The following is a 17,820-nucleotide window of genomic DNA, read 5'->3' on the forward strand; positions in this document are numbered from 1 at the left end:
GCTATTCTCCAACAATAAACTGCACGGTTCCAAAACGTTTACCATCGATTATTACGTCGTTAATCGAAAATTTGTTTTGCATCATTCGCGTAGTTTTAATAGAAAGACTTCCATAAACTATCGGCAGCTCATCGCAAAAGTTAAGCTGTCCCACCAACCACTTCCCCTTATTTAGACTAAAGAGTGTGTTATGAAGCTTTTTCGTTAATGCCACTACAAGTTCAACGGTTGTGCAGTCATTGAGACAAAAAGCAGTGGCCTGTTGCTGCGAGGATATTATCTCGGCGTCTTTTACCAATTTATCCTCATCAAATGGGTAAGATTCGTCCACTGGTGTATCAGTCTCGACAATTACACCACTTATACTTTCCCGATTACTTTTATCGAGAAGCTGCACAGCGCCAACAATGTTTTCTTCTACACCCACTGCTGCTTGCCCAAGTAAAACCTCACATTGGCAATGTATTAACTGCTTAAATATGAGTTTAGTCACGATTTGATTCTCATCACATACTGCAGTGCTAAACCACGTATAGAAATCCGTACTATGCAGGTACTTTCGCGAGCCTTTAAACTTAAGTTCTGTTTTCATTATCGAATCCTTTTAGCCGGATTTCCCAACATAGTGGCGCCAGGGGCAACATCTTTAAAAATGGCAGCGCCAGCTGCCACAGTGCTGTATGTACCAATACGTACGCTGTCTCTAACCACTGAATTTGGTGCTATCTGAACGCCTTCTCCGACATGAGCATAGCCGCATAGCGTTGAATTAGGGCCGATATCAACTAGATTATCAAGCGTAACATCGTGCCCTAGGTTTGCATTCGCGCGAATAAAACAGTTATCTCCTACCTTTGCGCCAGGTTGAAGTACAGCGTTGGCAGCGACGACAACACCACTACCAAGTTTTACATTAAAACCAATGCTCGCAGATGGATGAACCACTGTTGCCAGTCGGCTTTGCGGAATATTGAGTTGCTTGAATTTTTCAGCGCGAACTTTCATTTTTCCAACAGACAGTAGCGCATAAACGAACGAAACATCACCGTCTAAGCTTTCCCATTCATGGGGCGCGCCTAATACTGGCCATCGCTCGATGTACTCTCCTACAGGAATATTGTCATTTAAAAAACCTACAAGCTCGATGGACTCGCCAGCTTTGATTAAATCAAGAACAATTTGAGCGACAACTAAGCCATTCCCGCCGCCACCTATGATCACTACCTTTTTCAATACATCCTGCCTTTAACTGATAATTTCATCTAACCACGGTTGGTTGTGGTCGTATGCATCCATAACCGATAGCGCCTTAGCGGACATTTCATTCAATTTATCTGAAGAGCACCTTAAGTTATCAAGCACGTTGATAACACATTGCTCAACCTCGTTTAAGTTTTCGCATTCTGAACTGAAGTCACCAATATAAACCACTGCCCCCCTCGCTTCTAATGAAGTTGCCTGTGCAACCTGATTTTGAGCAATAGTGAGGATAACTGTAGGTAAGGCCATCTTACAGCGCTCCCAGGATATGGTACCCCCTCCGCCAATAGCTAAATCACTCCGTAACATCAATGATGAAATATTCGATGCCTGCACGTGTAATTCAATACCCTGTTGCCCACAGAACGTTATTATCGCTTGCTTATGCGGATGGTGCTTGCCTATAACAACGTCAACACTGACAGGGTCATCTAACTTTTCATTCCATTTGGCGAGTAATTCACATACAAACAAGGTTGCATTATCTTTGTCCATGCCGCCAAAGCAAACAAAAATGCGCTTTACTGATTTGCGCAGTATAGGAGAGACTTGAGTGAACTCTTCTCGCAACGGAAAGTACTGTGGGCCAATAATGAGCCTGGTGCACCTAGGTATTTTTCCGCCCCATTTCGTTTGGGCATCGAGCACTAAATTAGGGTCAATTAATACATCGCATAGCAGCGCACGATCTGCTAGACCATCAATTACAACGACTTTGGCACTAAGGGCTTCTTTCACCGTATTGTGCCATTGAGATGTAAGCGAAAAATGGTCGACTATAACAATAACACGCTCCGATAGCGTCACCTGCTGCAATGCCGTCAGTGACATCTCTGCGTCACTCAGTTCTGTGCTACCTAACCAATTAGCATGAGGGCACCAACTCCCTTCGTATTTGGCGGAGTCTGCCAAAGGTAGCTCAATAACCTTGAAACCTGCACCTCTTACTTCATCTAAACAATGCCCCTTATGAGGCTTGGAAATAAAGGTTATTGATACGCCTCGATCATACAGCAACTTAGCCAACGTTAGGCAGCGCATAACGTGACCTGTTCCTATGTGCTCTGCACTGTCCGCGCGGATAAACACCGTAACTGAGTTGTCCACCCTTACAACCCTCGAGACTGTATCGCGCTAAATAAAAGTTCTGCTGTTTCCCAATCTTCCTCGGTATCTATATCTTGTACGCGGTATCTTGGCATCAAAAACGCGCTGGCATGATGAGAGTACATAGGCAAGTTTTGCAAAAAAGCATCAGCTCTTCCCCAATAAAATTGCCCCGCATCGTGATAGGCTTCTTGTAGGTCTTGAGAACGTGCTTTCATTTGCTTTTTATCAAACATTTCAATATCGCCTTGAGGCGTGAAGTAAAAAGCACGCTGAATCGGGAAAGGGAAACTTGTAGCTGCAAAGCAAAAGTTTCTCTTTGAACTTTTTAATTGTTCAAAAGCGCTAACCAAATCATTAGATGTTACAAAAGGGGCAGTAGCATATAACACACAGCAATAATCTGCCGGTTGCTCGTTCTCTGCTAGCCATGTCAACGCGTGATTAACTACATCGCGGGTCACTGCGCGATCATCAGACAGCTCAACGGGTCGGACGAACGGAACAGATGCCCCCTTTTCAATAGCAAACTGTGCAATTTCGTCATCATCAGTGCTTACAATAACTTTATCAAATTGCGCAGAGTTTAAAGCGGCTTCGATAGACCAGGCAATAATAGGCTTGTTGCAGAAAAGACGAAGGTTTTTTCGCAAAATACGTTTACTACCGCCGCGCGCTGGAATTATTGCTACATTCATATATGTCTCTGCTGTTAGCGTATTCTGGTTTAGTAACTGTTGACGCTAATGGCACGATGACGTATCAAATTGATCACTCTAGGCCGACTTCTTTTTACTGAAAATGAGTTTTGTTTCGCAAAGTGATACTTCTAACGGCCTTGGACACAACCAAAATCTATCACCGCCTTCATTGGTCATCTCTTTATCGGCCAGAGGTTCAGAAGCTAAAGCAAACATATTATAGGTTTCAAATGATGTCATACCGCGGGATAGTATAGGGAAGTAATTTTCAAAGAAGCTCCCCCAATCTTCCTGCTCAAGTTTAGGAAACACCAACTTCAGTTTATTGCTCGACGTCAGCGCGAGTACCGCGGTAAACACGGCTTTTTCTAGTCTTTTGTCATCAAAGCTATCGAACGGGCTAAATACAACAATATCGCTTTCAGTTGCTTTGAGCCGCTCGTGTAACGCCAATAGAACTTCTGGGTCATTTACGATATACGCCATTCGGCTGATGCCAGACTTTCGCTCTTTAAGACCAGAAACACTAGAAATAACTTCAATTTGATAGTGGCATTGGGTATCTTCAGCGTTTTGGTTAATTTCTAGCGCACTAAGTAGGTCATTAACAGATTCACTAACGAAAGCCACGCTTTCTCTTTCGATAAATTCTTGAAGGGCGATTTCTTGCCTTTCTCTTGTAAAACTTGAAACAGTGTCAAAGGCATCTGGGTACATCGAAATACTCGTTAACGCATCATCGAGAAAGTTGTGCCAACACTCTCTTATTGCCTCAAACTTTTCCATCACAAGTTCGTCGTTCTTGAAATGCGTTAGTTTACTAAAAATACTGTTTATATAGTTAGATGTACCATTGAAGTAGAAAAACAGAATAGAGCATTTACGCAAATATGCTTCGACCAAAAATTTTCGCTGGTCGAACACAAGCTTATCAATATCTTCGCGCCCATTAAATTCCCTTTCAGATAACGCTTTGAAATTGGTTATATCCTCAATCAGCGCATCGTGGTTAAAACGTTGAGCAAATCGCTTCTGGAATTCAGTCGCTGGAATAGGAGCATGAGCCTTATTTTGAATCCAGTTCATCGCTGCCTGTTTGTCTTCCAATGAATTGGTAATAATTAGTGCGTCTTGCTCTAATGGGGGACTGCCAACAATTTTTGCGCCATCGTTTAAGTTATAGACGTCGGCGTCACTAAATGCTGCAAGGGTTTTCTCAATCACAGATTTAGACATATTGAATTCAAATTTGGTATTTACATAGGGTCTTAAATTCCCCGGCACTACCAATGAAGTGTCTGTCCGTTCTGCGTGATTGAACAGTTCGTCACCGTCTTTTTTATAATAGCCTGAAGACTTTGAGTGATGATGTTTAACATCAACCATACCGAGATCTACCCCAAACAAATAAACTTGTTTAAAGCCAAGTTCCAACACGTAATTAATAACGAAATTAGACACAGTAGGGTAGGAAAAATGAAGGAAGGGTAAATCTAGCTCAGGAAAGAGCTCTTTCATAAATACCGTTGATGACTCCCCCTCTTTGAAGGCGAGATAAGTATTTTTATAAAGATCTGCCGTATCAGGGTGCACACCATTACAGCTGATGAAATTAATTTGCTTTAAATACGCTTTGTCACCAATTCGAGATGCCCAGTCAAATGTTGCTCGGTTCGATTCCACTTCAGCATGAAAATCAGGAACAATGCCATTGCTATACATTGCCTGAAGAGCCGTACCGCACGAGATGACAATTGCATGTTCTCTTTCTTCTTTTAAAAGAGGCATTAAACTGTCAAGAGATGGGCCGTTCCCTACAATAAACACAGCAACATCACTTAGGCTTTTACCTAGGGCTGGCACACCCGCTTTTCGATAAAACCCTATATTGTTTTCAACCGCCCATTTGGTATGTGTTGTTCCGAAGCGAGAGTGTTCGAAATATTCTCCCATAGCAACTATCAAACGTAGGTCTTCTCTGAGTTTATCAACAGCAGGCAGTAGCACCTCGTTATCGTAACCAAGGGAGAGATAGGTGTTAGCAATAATATGGGTACCAATGGAATGGAACTGACTTAACAGGTCGCGAACTAAGTTGCTACCATCATCACCTATGTTGAGATAAATTCGATGTCGTTTTTCTTCAACCTTGTTAAGTATTGCTGCCCAATCTATCGCATACAGGGAAGCAAAAAAGTAATCTCGATTAGGCTCACAAACAAAGAGCTTTTCGATATCTCGAGACTCACTTAAAGCTTCAAGCTGATAGCCCGCTCCCATTCCAAAAAGAAGCATCGACTTAACAGTTTCAGGTAACTCGCCTTCTTCCTCTTCCATTCCTGCCAAATGCTCTTGAATTCTTCTGACCATTTTATGGTGCGAGTAATGAATCAGCTTCCCACCTGCGTAACCTAAAATTAAGTTATCCCGGTTGGGCTGTCTAACAAACGCCTCATAAGCCCGTTCAGATTCACGTTTTGGACTCTCGCCATGAAGTGGCGTACTGGTCTCTATATGGAAAAGGTTTACTTCACCACGCTGATTCGCTCGAGGCTCCCATTTAAGCGGGACATAATCTTTGAATTCGTGTGCAATGTCTGGGTAGTACTTTGAGAACGACGCTATATTTTTATCAAACGTGTCGCGACTAAGTTGGCTTTTATCCCAATGACTTTTCGTGACTATAGGGCTCCATGGGACTAAATAATCGTCGAATGGTTGCAATGAAGGGAAAGAAAATAAACGTTTTTGTACGCTATCGATGGTTAGCTCTGACAGGCTTTTCATTACCGAGTCGAAGCTCATACTGTGATAGTGCTGATAAAAATAAACACTAGTAAAAGGGCTAACTTGCTTTAATTCACTTAAGTCCTCTAAGACCGAACTTCCGTCACGCTGGCTTTGAAAGTAAATCGCCGTCCCTTTTTCAGCGGCAACCTTAAAAATTTCCGGCCACACACCTGTGTACAAAGAGCAGTGTGTGTATTCAAAATTAGGTTCGTAAAGAATAATGCTTTTAAAGTTAGTTTCTCTCACTATATCTAAAAGATGAATGCCTAAACCCAACCCCAACGCCACCAATACGTCAGCGTTATCATCAAGGGGATAGGCTTGCTGCGAAAAGCCGTCTTTGTTTAGAACCCACGGAGAACGTAAAAAAGCATCCACATGTTTATGGATATTGGCGGTTACCTGGTCGCCATACAATACCTTGCCGCTATTAAAATCGACAATATCAAGCTCTTTATTTTTATTGATGAACACAGATGTAGACGTGCTTCGCGATTGCATTAACTGAGCACAGATAACAGGCATCACACGCTTGAAGGCTATTAGACTTTTTTCTTTGTTCTTTTTTATCACATATGCAGATTCGACTTCTAGTGATGTTTGCTGTTCTTCATCATCTAAAAGGTAGAATTTAATGGCTTTAAGCATTATTTTTTATATCTCTTTGCCGCTTTTTGCGCTCTTGAAAAGCCAACTATCTCCTCTTTTGCTGCTAACTTCAACTCAAGCGCTAGCGCTTCGAGTTCTCGGTTAATAGTTAATTCATTTTCAGCGAAAGCTGAGCGGGCATCGTCTGAAAGTCGGCGCAACTCGCGCAGCACTAAAGAATGTCGAAGGCTAATAAGGTAATGGAATTGTTCAGTCGAGAGCGCGGCAGGCTCTGCCGCCACGCAAACCGCAATTGCTGCGTTAACTTTACCTAGAAAAATTGGTGTTAAGGAATGGTTTAATTTATCAAGGTTCAAATGGCTTGCTTACTTTCTCGTTGCGCCCGAAATGCCTCTTCTTTGGCTTCCTGAGGAATTTGCACCCATGCATCTCTAATCGGTGCTAAAAGTGAAGACACTTCATCCAACAAAGCTACGTCATTGTTTACGTGAGCTTCATTAAGCTTTTCAATCATAAATTCATATAGGGCGAACATGTTTTCAGCAACTTCCCCCCCCACTTTCACGTCTAATGTATCACGTAAGTGAATAATAATAGCTGTGGCTTTAGAAATAAAAGTCGCCTTTTCTTGAAGCTCTTTTCTTTCCATTGCGCCTTTTGCGTAGGCAATCCTGTCTAACGCGCCCTGGAGCAACATCAAGGTTAATTTATGTGGATCTGCATTGGCAACATCTTGCTTCAAATTGCCTTTTTTGTAGGCATTTATACCTTTAAGGGACATACTTTCTCCGAAACTCGTACGTTATAGTGCGGCTAATAATGCCGAGCTTGTCTGATTCAATTGGGCCACAGTCTGATCTAAGTTTAGGTATTTGTCTCGTAAGATTTGCTCATAGCTAAACATACGAAGCTCCAAGGTTTCCCTATCAGCATAGACATCTTCCCTATTCTCTTTAGCCGTTTTTTCACGCAGAGAAATAAGGCCACCAGATGATGTGAACTCATCAACGAAATCGTATAAACGAACAGCGATACCTTCGTTTTCATCAGTAAACAATGTAGCGATATCGTCAAAATTATCTTCCAACGCATCTTTTAGTCTGTCTTCACCAGACCCGATTCCGTAGTCTGAAGAACTAATTTCAAGCTTTCCATCTTGATCTAGCTCTATGCCAAGTCTGAACAAGCCACCCAGTTCTGACGAAGAAACATTGTCTCCGATAATTGAAGAAAGCCCTGACTGAACGCCTCTCAGTAATGAGTCTCCAGCTAATGCTCCATCTTCTTCTAACTCGGATTCACCGTAGCGCGTTAATGTACCTATCTCGTCAATTATTGCATTGTAATTATCAACGAAATCTCTAATTTTTTGTTCTAGCCCTTCTTTGTCAAAACCAATTTTCAGTGTTGTTGATAAAAAATTGCCTGCATTATCTTTTGGTGAAATTTCGTTTACGTCAAAGGTAACGTTTTGAATTGTATTCTCAAACTTGTTCGATTCGCTTTGAACTTCAATACCATCCACAAATGCAATGGCGTTCTTCGCCGACTCGATATTAGCAGCACTAATATTACTGGTACCGCCAGCAGTTGAAAGTCTGTCTAGTTCAGCAGCGCCTGTATCATTGTTGATAACTAGATCATTGCCTTCACCGGACTCTTCAGACAAAAACACCAAGCGAGGCCCTTCAGCAGTGCCTGTATCTATGATATTGGCGGTTACACCAAAGTTATCGTCAGCACTGTTAATCGCTTCTCTTAGGTCAACAAGAGAAGTGCTAGAATCCACGTTGATAGTAAATGAATCGCCACTAGGAATGCTAAAGGTTAACGAGCCTGTTCCAGAACTTAAAACAGGATCTGTACTTGAAGTAAACGCCCCTGCGTCAGTTGTTATACGACTCCCTGACGCAAGCTGTTGTACGGTAATATCATAATTTCCGCGCAAGGCTGAACTCGACGCATCAGCCGATAAAATGTCATCATCTTCAGAGGGATTAACGATTGTAGGCTCTCGACCATTGATATCAGTATCGCTACGCAAATCGTCTACCGCATCTTTAAAATCTGACAGCTTTGACTTTATTTGACCAAGACCAGATATTTCAGCTTCAATCTGTTCTTCTTTGGCGTTTAGCCTTTCCTCTTTAGGCAATCTCTCAGCATCTAAAAGCTGCTGAACAAGATCGTCAAGGGCTAAACCTGAACCTACACCTAGCGACTGAATAGTCATAACCTACCTCATTAAACCTGATTGTTGATAAACACCCCTACACTATTCCCTACATCCTGCTGTAGTTCTTGGATTCTTTCGGCAAGCTTTAAAAGCTCCTCGGAAGGTATTTGCCGAATAACATCTCCAGATTGACCGTCTTTAACCGTTACTACCGAACGGTTGGTAGTTTCGTCGATCGAAAAAGTTAAGTCCCTGTTTTGGACAGTTAGGAATGATTCAACTTTTGCCACTGCCTCTTCAAGTCTAGCAACATTCCTCTCTCCACCTTGGTTATCGGCGTCTTGAGATAAACCTTGAGACAAATTTTCCTTTTCTAATTCAGCATTAACTCGCTGAGTTAAAGGCGCCTTTGTAAGCTCATCTGTATTGATAACGCCACTTTGCACTTCTTTAGATGAACTTAGATTCTCCTTTACCGACGGTGCAGTATTTACCGCACTATCTGTCGATCCACCCACTCCCGGTTTTGATGCAAAAGGCTGACCATTTTGAATATTCGGTATTTCCACGTTTCTACCCCCTTCTGAAACGACAAAACGGGAGCCTGCCTAAGCAAGCACCCGTTACATCTCAACTAAGGCTAAATTGTATTATAGCTTATCCAAGCAACGATAGCGCAGTTTGTGGACGCTGATTAGCCTGGCTCAGAACTGAAACAGATGCTTGCTGAATAATCTGGTTACGTGTTAGTTCAGCCGTTTCCGCAGCAAAATCTGTATCTCTGATTTGAGAGCGGGCCGCTGACAAGTTCTCACTGATGTTACTCAGATTACGAATAGTCGACTGGAATCTGTTTTGAAGTGCACCTAAATCAGCACGAACGCCCCCAACACCAGATATTGCAGCATCGACGGCACTTAATAGCGCAGCAGCACCTGAAGCAGTTTCAACGCTATCACCATCAATACCAAGACCTGCTGTACTAAAGCCTGTTATTGAGCCTAGGTTACCGGTTGAAAGGTTTACTGAAATAGTTTGTCCTGCGTTCGCACCTACTAGGAATGAAGCGGAAAAATTACCATCTAAAATATTCACGTTACCAAACTGAGTATCCGTTGCGATACGAGAAATTTCTGTTCGTAGCGCTGATACTTCTTTTTGCAGTGCTAAGCGGTCTGCAGAAGAGTTAATACCGTTTTGCGATTGAATAGATAGCTGGCGAATACGCTGTAGGCTAGTGGTAATCTCGCTGATCGCACCTTCGGCTGTTTGTGATAGTGAAATAGCGTCATTTGCGTTACGTACAGCTTGGTTCAAACCTTCAACCTGCGATGTAAGTCTATCAGAAATCTGAAGGCCGGCAGCGTCATCTGCTGCACTGTTAATTCTAAAGCCTGACGACAATCTTTCGAACGATGTATTAAGACGATCATTTACGTCAAAAAGCTGACGTTGTGCGTTGATCGAAGACACATTTGTGTTAACGAATAAACTCATTGGAATACCTCCTAGGGACTCGTCGACCAATGTGGTACGATCAAATCCTTCCAGTTCATATTAGCTTGGTCACTACTCCGAGCTAACGCCTCTGTTAAAAGTAAAGTAAATTACCCCTCAACTATAGGTATCGGCCAACCCTTTAGGTTCTTTAGTATTATTTTTGTTTTTTTTTGAAAAATATATCAAGACACCCCTAAGGCAATGAATTATATAAAAAAATATTTTAGAAAAATTATCTAACAACGCGATTTTCCGTAATTTTTTAGACAAATGTAGGTCCAGGTAAGCAGATTGTTTAATGGAAGCACTTCAATGCAAGAGCCAAAAGACAAGCCGAGAAAGATGTTCCCATTCAACTCACAACACAGAAAGTAGAAATGTACGGTTAATGCATATCGGTAAACGAAAAAGTCAGAAATTTTTTGTTGTGCTTTAAAGTTGGCATTGAAGCTGCAAATAAAAATTTGAACAGATTGTCTTGCTCTGCAATTTGTTTGAAATTGGCGGGATGTTTCGGTAATACTAAAAAAAAGGCCGAGACAATTTAACTCTCGGCCAATTTGCTCACGTTAGGAGATTGAGCAAATTCAGTTTCTGTCGGCTGGCAGGTATTTAGTAGGATAAACTGGCCTCTCAACCAACACTTCTACACTCTCAGTCCTGTTAGTCGACGCTTTCTTAAGGGAGCGGCCTCATTGGCCGCTTACCTTCTTTAGGGGATGGCCTCTCAACTCCTTCCCAAATAAAGCGTCTAATTTATTAACCACCTAGTAATGAAAGTGCAGCCTGTGGACGCTGGTTTGCCTGCGCTAGGATAGTAGTACTCGCCTGCTGTAAAATCTGGTTGCGGCTTAATTCTGCCGTCTCGGTGGCAAAGTCCGCATCTTTAATTCGCGATCTTGCCGCTGATACGTTCTCTGAGATATTACTTAAGTTTCTAATTGTAGATTGAAATCTATTTTGGATAGCACCTAAATCTGCACGTAGACCACCAATTGCCGATATTGCCGTATCAACATCATCAAGAAGTGCTGATGCGCCAGCCGCAGTTAGAACGTCTGCTGAAATGATTCCCAGACCAGTAGCACTGAAGCCGGTTACACCTGCTGCAGTTAGTGCTTGAGACGATAAATTAACTGAAATCGTCTGTCCTGAGTTTGCACCAACTAAGAAAGATGCTGAAAACACACCAGAAAGGATACTTACACCGGCAAATTCGGTAGTCGTCGCTATTCTTGAGATTTCCGTTCTTAGTGCAGACACTTCTTTCTGTAGAGCTGCTCGGTCTGCAGAGCTGTTAATACCGTTTTGAGATTGAATAGCCAAGGTACGAATACGCTGCAAAGCAGTTGTTGTTTCGGCCATTGCGCCTTCAGCTGTTTGCGCTAATGAAATACCGTCGTTAGCGTTTCGAACCGCTTGGTCTAAACCTTGAATTTGAGAAGTCATACGGTCAGTAATTTGCAGTCCAGCCGCATCGTCTGCCGCGCTGTTAATTCTGAAGCCTGAAGAAAGGCGTTCAAAAGCAGTGCTCAGATTATTACCTGTAGTGAACAATTGACGTTGTGCATTTAATGATGACACATTGGTATTAACAAATAGACTCATGGGTCTCTCCTAACAGTTTCGTGTATGGCGCTATTGGTTTTATTATTTGCGCAATTAATTAAAATATTTGGCATAACCTGTGCTTTGAAAACATTGTCAGTTTATTCTGACGTTTCATTGGCACACTACCAATGGAACTTGCTAAATAGAGAAGCTACTTCTCTTTGCTGGTCGGTGGGTTTGGTGTTCCAGAACCTCAAACCTCTCACTACCTCCTGGCTCTAATCTCGCCGGTCAGCAGCTCTAACCATCTATCAGCAAACTCCACCTTTTATCGACCTTAACTTGAAATTACTTTAGTATTTTTTTCAAAACTTTTTGTCGATTTAAAGCACTGTATTTCCTAACTTTTAAATTCAGACATTAAAAACAAACCTGAATTAAAACTGTGCTTCTAGCGCTCTTAAACATCAGTTTTAGGAGCGTAGAGGATAGAAACATTGTTTATCTCCCCTTTGTAATAGTTATCGTCAAAGATCGATTTTTACTTTAGATGTTTTTTAAAATTTTTAGACAAAAAAGAAGATGACCAAAAAAAACCGAATAACTTCAGTGTTTTAGGGAATGAATTGAAGGCACAAATATGGTGTGGGTGGGCTTTATAACAATGAAATGGCTGGGATATAAAAAGCTGGCCTTTAAAAGACCAGCTCTAAACGCACGTGAACTAGAGCACTACCTCCTGGCTTCACGTTAATTACGATTAACCTAGAAGCTGTAATGCAGCCTGTGGACGCTGGTTAGCCTGTGATAATACAGTAGTACTTGCCTGCTGAATGATCTGGTTACGCGTTAAGTTAGCGGTTTCAGTAGCGAAATCGGTATCCTTAATCTGTGAACGTGCAGCCGATACGTTCTCAGAGATGTTGCTTAGGTTACGGATAGTTGACTGGAAGCGGTTCTGTAAGGCACCTAAATCGGCACGTAAGCTACCAATCGCAGATATTGCGCTGTCTACATTATCAAGAATAGTTGAGGCATTTTCTGCAGTAAGAACATCACCTGCACCAATACCTAGACCTGATGGACCAAAACCTGAAACGCCAGCAGCGGCTAGAGTAGGTGTAGACAAATTAACTGAAATTGTCTGACCCGCGTTCGCACCTACGAGGAACGAGGCAGAAAATGCACCAGATAGAATACTTACACCAGCAAACTCAGTTGTTGTAGCGATACGTGAAATTTCTGTACGTAATGCAGAAACTTCTTTTTGCAGCGCTGCACGGTCAGCAGAACTGTTGATACCGTTTTGTGATTGAATAGCTAGTGTACGAATACGTTGAAGTGCTGTTGTTGTTTCAGATAACGCACCTTCAGCAGTCTGCGACAGTGAAATCGCATCGTTAGCGTTACGTACAGCTTGGTTTAGACCTTCAATTTGCGAAGTCATACGGTCAGTGATCTGTAGACCTGCGGCATCATCAGCAGCGCTGTTGATACGGAAGCCTGAAGATAGACGCTCAAAAGACGTGCTCAAAGAATTGCTTACATCAAAAAGCTGACGCTGGGCATTCAATGAGGATACATTGGTATTAACGAACATAGACATAAAGTCTCTCCTACACTCTCAGTCCAGCGTGCGCTGGCTGTCGGAATTTCCGACGTTTTGTTTTAGTAGTCATCAAGACCTGAGGGGTAATTGATGAACTGGCTCTCTCAGAAACTGTATCGACAACATATAAATTCTCTTTAGAAAAAATTACGATATTTGCCGATTAGCGGTAATATATTGCCGCTCAAAGCGCTAGAATCTTTCACTAAACATCAGATTTTTAAAGGAGATTTCAATTGAATAAAAAACTTAAATTAGTTGAAATTTGTCGTATCTCACCGCCCGCTATACATGCAGCCTTTACTGATTTGATAGAAAATCCTTTCGACAAAAGTAGCAATTCACTGTTGTGCTGTTATCGCCAAGCAACTGACCATGTGAGTAAAGATGGCGTAATAGTTATCCTTACGGTTAATAAAAAAACGTCTGAGATTGTCAGTAAGGTTTTGGTTAACGAACCGGGTACAGACTTAAGAGATCCTAAACTGATGTTCGACGGGCATAGGGTGATATTAACGGCCTTTGCAAAGACTATTGATGAAAACGATCAAGCCCACACAAAAATGCTTAGTATTTTCACCACCAATGGAAAATCTTGGTCTAGTAAACATTGGTTTGGAGATAATGGTTGGTGGATATGGAAACCGCAATGGACTAACAACAAAGCGTTCGGTTTCGCTTATCATCGCCCAGCTGATCACATTACGTTGTATGAAGGCGACCCAACACGAGCCATGCGCATTCATAAATCAAGCGTTTTTGGCCTAGCAAAAAACAATAAAGGTTTTCCGAATGAAGCTTCTCTTTTGTTTGACGGTGACGGAAAAGCAAGCGTATTTTTAAGACGAGACGCTGATACGTTTTCCGCCCAATTTGGCACGTCTAGACCACCTTATACAAAGTGGGATTGGTGTGATTTAGGCATTTATATTGGTGGACCCTGCGCCGTGGCTCTAAACGCTACCACATTTTTGGTCGCCGGCCGGCACGTAAATTGGGAAAAACGGCGGTTTTCAACGCGTATTTGGCATTTCGATGCCAAGAGCAAAAAGCTCACCGAAGTACTAACAATGCCAAGCTGTGGTGATACTAGTTATCCGGGTCTGGTATTAGATAACGATCTTCTTTACATATCCTACTATTCGAGTCATGTCGACAATCAAGCCAGGGTTTATCTGGGCAAGATTAAAGGCATTAAAACGCTCTTTTAACACTGACTAGATATAGTTAAATAGCGACAAGTTTGATACCTGTGGAAATGTAGCTAGCGCCGCGCTTAAAGCTGTTTCCTGCTTAGCAAATTCAGTTGAAGCCTCAGCGTAATCAACATCTTGAATAGAAGAGCGTTGTGCTTTGGCCGCAATTTCCATATCCAAATTACTTTCATAAGTACTTTCAGCAATGTTAAGTCGACTACCTATAGACGCACGCTCAAGTGATATCTTTTCTAAACCGTTATCTAAACCCACTAAAGCATCGGCAATAGCGTCCTGTAATGCGCTATGATTAATGGTGCTATCTGATAGTAGTGTTTGCACTTCGTGAATGGTTTGCGCCATGCTCTTTTTCTCTGGCTGATCGAGAGAAAAATCGATGCTCGTACCCGGCGCGGCGACAGCATCAAACTGCATTCCTTTAATCGTAAACGGTTCACCAGACGTGTAGCCCACTGTGTCGATAACTGCACCGCTGTTTTGATTAACAAGTTGTGCCTGACCTGAGCCCAAAAAGTCTATTCGAAAATCGTTATTCGAGCTATTCTGCGCGTCATAGTTATTGTTAAAAAAGGTATCAAAAGTGCCTTGCTCTGAAATGGTGGCACCATCTAAAGACCCCACCGTACTCCCAGTAACCGAAAAATTAAAACGAGATAATACATTTTCAAAAACTTCATAACCGTTGCTTGTTGATTGAATTTTCGAACTATTAGAGAGTTGGATGAAGTTAACGCCAGCATCTCCAGAGAAAGTAATGGCATTTCCACCTGAGGCTGGATTGTAAGTGAACGCCTGATTCCCAGATTGAAAACCGGCATAAAGATAATTACCGTCTGCGTCTTGTGTATTCATCAAATCAAATATCTCAAGCTTTATTTGCTCTAACTCTGAGCCAATAGCACGCTTGTCGGGATCGTCTAAAATCCCATTTCCCGCTTGAACGATAAGCGTTCGCGCACGGTTAATTGAGTTAGTGATATTTGTAAGAACGGCTTCTTGCTGCTCAAGCGAGCCTGTTACCAAATCATTATTGCGTTGAAACTGAGTAAGCTCGTCAATTTCTTCGGTTAAGCGCAGTACTTTCGCGGCACCAACAGGGTCATCACTTGGCGTGATAATGCGCTTGCCAGTTGATAGTTGCTCTTGAGTCTTTGCCAAATCGCCCTGATTTTGCATAATCGAGCGCATGTTTTGATCATAAATTTGATTTGTTGATATACGCATAGCTCACCTACCTTGCCGATTGCAAAATGGTATTAAATAATTCTTGGGCCGTAGACAAAATACGTGCTGCAGCTGCATAGCTCTGCTGATATTTTATCAAGTTAGCAGCTTCTTCGTCTAAGCTTACGCCCGACACTGACTCAAACCAATTTTCAGACTGAACTTTCATCGCTTCAGCCGAAGCCAATGAGACACTTGCCATGGATGCATCTTCACCAATGCGCCCTACCATAGACGCATAGGCATCTTGAAAAGTTCTTGGCGTATTGGTTGCTTCACTGCTCACCTGAACTTTATTTTCATTTTGAAGAGCAGCTAAATTAAGCGCATTGCTGTTATCGTTGAAACCATCTGTATTATAGCTAATTGAAAAGCTATCACCTGCTTTTGGCACACCATCTAAGCTTAAATCAAAACCTGGATCAGGGCTTATCCCCGCTTGAGTGATAAGATTCGTTAAATCCGTTGTACCCGTTACAGTAGCTAAAACCGTCCCGCTTCCATCTAACACTTCATAGGTATCTGCAGCCGTAAAGTTAATTTGAGCTGGTGCTGAGTTTAAAAGGCCACCCGCTCCATCAAAAGCAGAGGTTCCCACTTCCGTATTAGAAACAGTTACATCTATTACGTTAGCACTGCCTAAGTTTGTACTGTTAGCCCCAGCTCTTACCGGATTGGCGAAGGCTAAATCTTCTGGGCGATTTGTATCTAAACTTATATTTGAAGCAATATCCTTTGTTGGCTGAATCAAAAACTCGTTACCCACGGTGTAAGGATCGCTACCCGCAAAGTCTATTTCGATGCCTCCAGGTAACTCATTAAAACCAGGGGTTACTGCAAAGTTTGAATAAATAATATCATTGCCAGAACCGTCTTTTTTAGGCGTGCCGTCTGGATTTAAAAATGTGACTTCTATTTCACTAGGTACACCAGCGGCTACGGCCGTCACTTCAATTTTGTAATCGGCGTCAGTTAATTCCGCGCCCTTGCCTTCAGTTACCTGTGCTGTAACTACGTAATCGCCATTGGTGTCTTCATAGGCTAGCCCTCTGAAAGAAGGAATGTCGAAAATATTACCGCCTATTTGCCCATCTAGGTCCATACCCAATTTATTTTGTGTGTTCATCGCATCGGCAAAAGCGACCGAAAGCTGACCTACATCACGCATCGTAGGGCCTAAAACTTCATTGCGATACTTGAACAAGCCACCTAATGCCCCGCCTAAGTCATCTTCGACAACGCGTATTGAAGCATCGTTTTTAGTTTGTGAGCCAAAATTAGTCTCTAGTTTGATCTCTTTGGTTGTCAAATCAGCATTTGAACTTAACTCAAAAAGATTGAATGCGCCGTTTTCAAGAACCAGCGATTCGCCCGATGTTAAATTAATAGTAACAGCGCCGTTTTGGGTGGTACTCTCCTTTACCGTAATTCCCATTATTGAGGCAAGCTCGTCTATCGCCTGATCTCGTTCGTTAAGGAGAGCACTAGGCTGGTCGCTAGTATTGTTGCCATTTGCAATAACAATATTGCGATTTAAATCACCAATGTTGCCTATCAGAGTATTCGCTCTATTTACCATTGAAGTGACCTCTAAATTGAGTTCTTCTTCTTTTTCAAGCATGTAATCCGACAAGGTTCTCATTCGGTTATAGAGGGATTCAGATTTACTAAGTACCTGTTCACGAGATGCAAGGTTTGTCGGATCATCAGCGGCGGTTTGTAAGGCTGAAAAGTATTCGCTCAGGCCTTGAGAAATTGAGTTTGCTTCACTGGCTAAAAGATTATCGATTGCTGTAGTTTTACTAGAAAAGGCTTCGAGTTCCCCTACTGCGGTGATATCGCGGCGTAGCTGATTTTGCGCAAACACATTGATAATACGCTCAGTATTGCCAATCTCCACACCAAAAACTTGACTGTTTTGAAGCTCAGTGCGCTCGCGAACATAGCCAGGTGTATTAACATTAGCAATATTGTTACTTGTAGTTTGAAGTAACTTGCTGCTAGCGTTTACGCCGCTTGTGGCTAATGAATATAAATCAACAGAACTCACTGCTTTCTCCTCATCTATGGCCCTAA

At 42.2% G+C, this 17,820-nt stretch carries 15 protein-coding genes; 1 reads left to right on the forward strand and 14 read right to left on the reverse strand.

Annotated features, from left to right (window positions below; genetic code table 11):
- Position 1: 1 nt before the first annotated feature.
- The 12 genes from D1814_RS02855 to D1814_RS02910 form a co-directional block, all read right to left on the reverse strand.
- Positions 2 to 592 carry a hypothetical protein gene (locus D1814_RS02855; protein WP_118490009.1) on the reverse strand — a complete coding sequence of 197 codons (591 nt, stop codon included), beginning with the start codon at positions 590 to 592 and terminating at the stop codon, positions 2 to 4.
- The gene (locus tag D1814_RS02860) at positions 592 to 1,233 is read right to left on the reverse strand and encodes an acetyltransferase (protein WP_118490010.1); all 642 of its coding nucleotides are present in this window, start codon (positions 1,231 to 1,233) and stop codon (positions 592 to 594) included. Before D1814_RS02860 ends, D1814_RS02855 begins: the two co-directional genes overlap by 1 nt.
- Before the next feature lie 12 nt (positions 1,234 to 1,245).
- Positions 1,246 to 2,367 (reverse strand): UDP-2,4-diacetamido-2,4,6-trideoxy-beta-L-altropyranose hydrolase, encoded by a 1,122-nt coding sequence (gene pseG / locus D1814_RS02865; protein ID WP_118490011.1) that lies wholly within the window; start codon positions 2,365 to 2,367, stop codon positions 1,246 to 1,248.
- Between the two features lie 2 nt (positions 2,368 to 2,369).
- Complete coding sequence (gene pseF / locus D1814_RS02870; RefSeq protein ID WP_118490012.1) at positions 2,370 to 3,065, reverse strand: pseudaminic acid cytidylyltransferase; 696 nt, start codon at positions 3,063 to 3,065, stop codon at positions 2,370 to 2,372.
- A 78-nt stretch (positions 3,066 to 3,143) separates the two neighbouring features.
- Complete coding sequence (locus D1814_RS02875) at positions 3,144 to 6,506, reverse strand: motility associated factor glycosyltransferase family protein (protein WP_118490013.1); 3,363 nt, start codon at positions 6,504 to 6,506, stop codon at positions 3,144 to 3,146.
- A complete protein-coding gene (locus D1814_RS02880) occupies positions 6,506 to 6,823 on the reverse strand; it encodes a hypothetical protein (protein ID WP_118490014.1) in 318 nt (105 codons plus the stop codon). Before D1814_RS02880 ends, D1814_RS02875 begins: the two co-directional genes overlap by 1 nt.
- The gene (gene fliS, locus D1814_RS02885) at positions 6,820 to 7,248 is read right to left on the reverse strand and encodes a flagellar export chaperone FliS (RefSeq protein ID WP_118490015.1); all 429 of its coding nucleotides are present in this window, start codon (positions 7,246 to 7,248) and stop codon (positions 6,820 to 6,822) included. Before fliS ends, D1814_RS02880 begins: the two co-directional genes overlap by 4 nt.
- Before the next feature lie 21 nt (positions 7,249 to 7,269).
- A complete protein-coding gene (fliD, locus tag D1814_RS02890) occupies positions 7,270 to 8,700 on the reverse strand; it encodes a flagellar filament capping protein FliD (protein ID WP_118490016.1) in 1,431 nt (476 codons plus the stop codon).
- Between the two features lie 11 nt (positions 8,701 to 8,711).
- Positions 8,712 to 9,212 (reverse strand): flagellar protein FlaG, encoded by a 501-nt coding sequence (locus tag D1814_RS02895; RefSeq protein WP_118490017.1) that lies wholly within the window; start codon positions 9,210 to 9,212, stop codon positions 8,712 to 8,714.
- A gap of 88 nt (positions 9,213 to 9,300) precedes the next feature.
- Positions 9,301 to 10,140, reverse strand: coding sequence for a flagellin N-terminal helical domain-containing protein (locus tag D1814_RS02900; RefSeq protein WP_118490018.1), 840 nt, complete (start codon positions 10,138 to 10,140; stop codon positions 9,301 to 9,303).
- A 762-nt stretch (positions 10,141 to 10,902) separates the two neighbouring features.
- Complete coding sequence (locus D1814_RS02905) at positions 10,903 to 11,751, reverse strand: flagellin N-terminal helical domain-containing protein (protein ID WP_118490019.1); 849 nt, start codon at positions 11,749 to 11,751, stop codon at positions 10,903 to 10,905.
- Positions 11,752 to 12,454: 703 nt separating this feature from the next.
- On the reverse strand, positions 12,455 to 13,300 hold the full coding sequence (locus tag D1814_RS02910) for a flagellin N-terminal helical domain-containing protein (RefSeq protein WP_118490020.1): 846 nt from the start codon (positions 13,298 to 13,300) through the stop codon (positions 12,455 to 12,457).
- A 239-nt stretch (positions 13,301 to 13,539) separates the two neighbouring features.
- Here D1814_RS02910 and D1814_RS02915 point away from each other — a divergent pair, with 239 nt between their 5' ends.
- Entirely contained in the window at positions 13,540 to 14,514 is a 975-nt protein-coding gene (locus D1814_RS02915; protein ID WP_118490021.1) for a hypothetical protein, read from the forward strand.
- A 6-nt stretch (positions 14,515 to 14,520) separates the two neighbouring features.
- Here the strand turns inward: D1814_RS02915 and flgL are convergent, their stop codons facing one another.
- Both flgL and flgK read right to left on the reverse strand, forming a co-directional pair.
- On the reverse strand, positions 14,521 to 15,744 hold the full coding sequence (flgL, locus tag D1814_RS02920) for a flagellar hook-associated protein FlgL (RefSeq protein WP_118490022.1): 1,224 nt from the start codon (positions 15,742 to 15,744) through the stop codon (positions 14,521 to 14,523).
- A gap of 7 nt (positions 15,745 to 15,751) precedes the next feature.
- Positions 15,752 to 17,794: a flagellar hook-associated protein FlgK gene (gene flgK, locus D1814_RS02925; protein ID WP_118490023.1), complete on the reverse strand. Its 2,043-nt coding sequence runs from the start codon at positions 17,792 to 17,794 to the stop codon at positions 15,752 to 15,754.
- Positions 17,795 to 17,820 lie beyond the last annotated feature (26 nt).

Source organism: Alteromonas sp. BL110 (assembly GCF_003443615.1).
GTDB lineage: Bacteria > Pseudomonadota > Gammaproteobacteria > Enterobacterales > Alteromonadaceae > Alteromonas.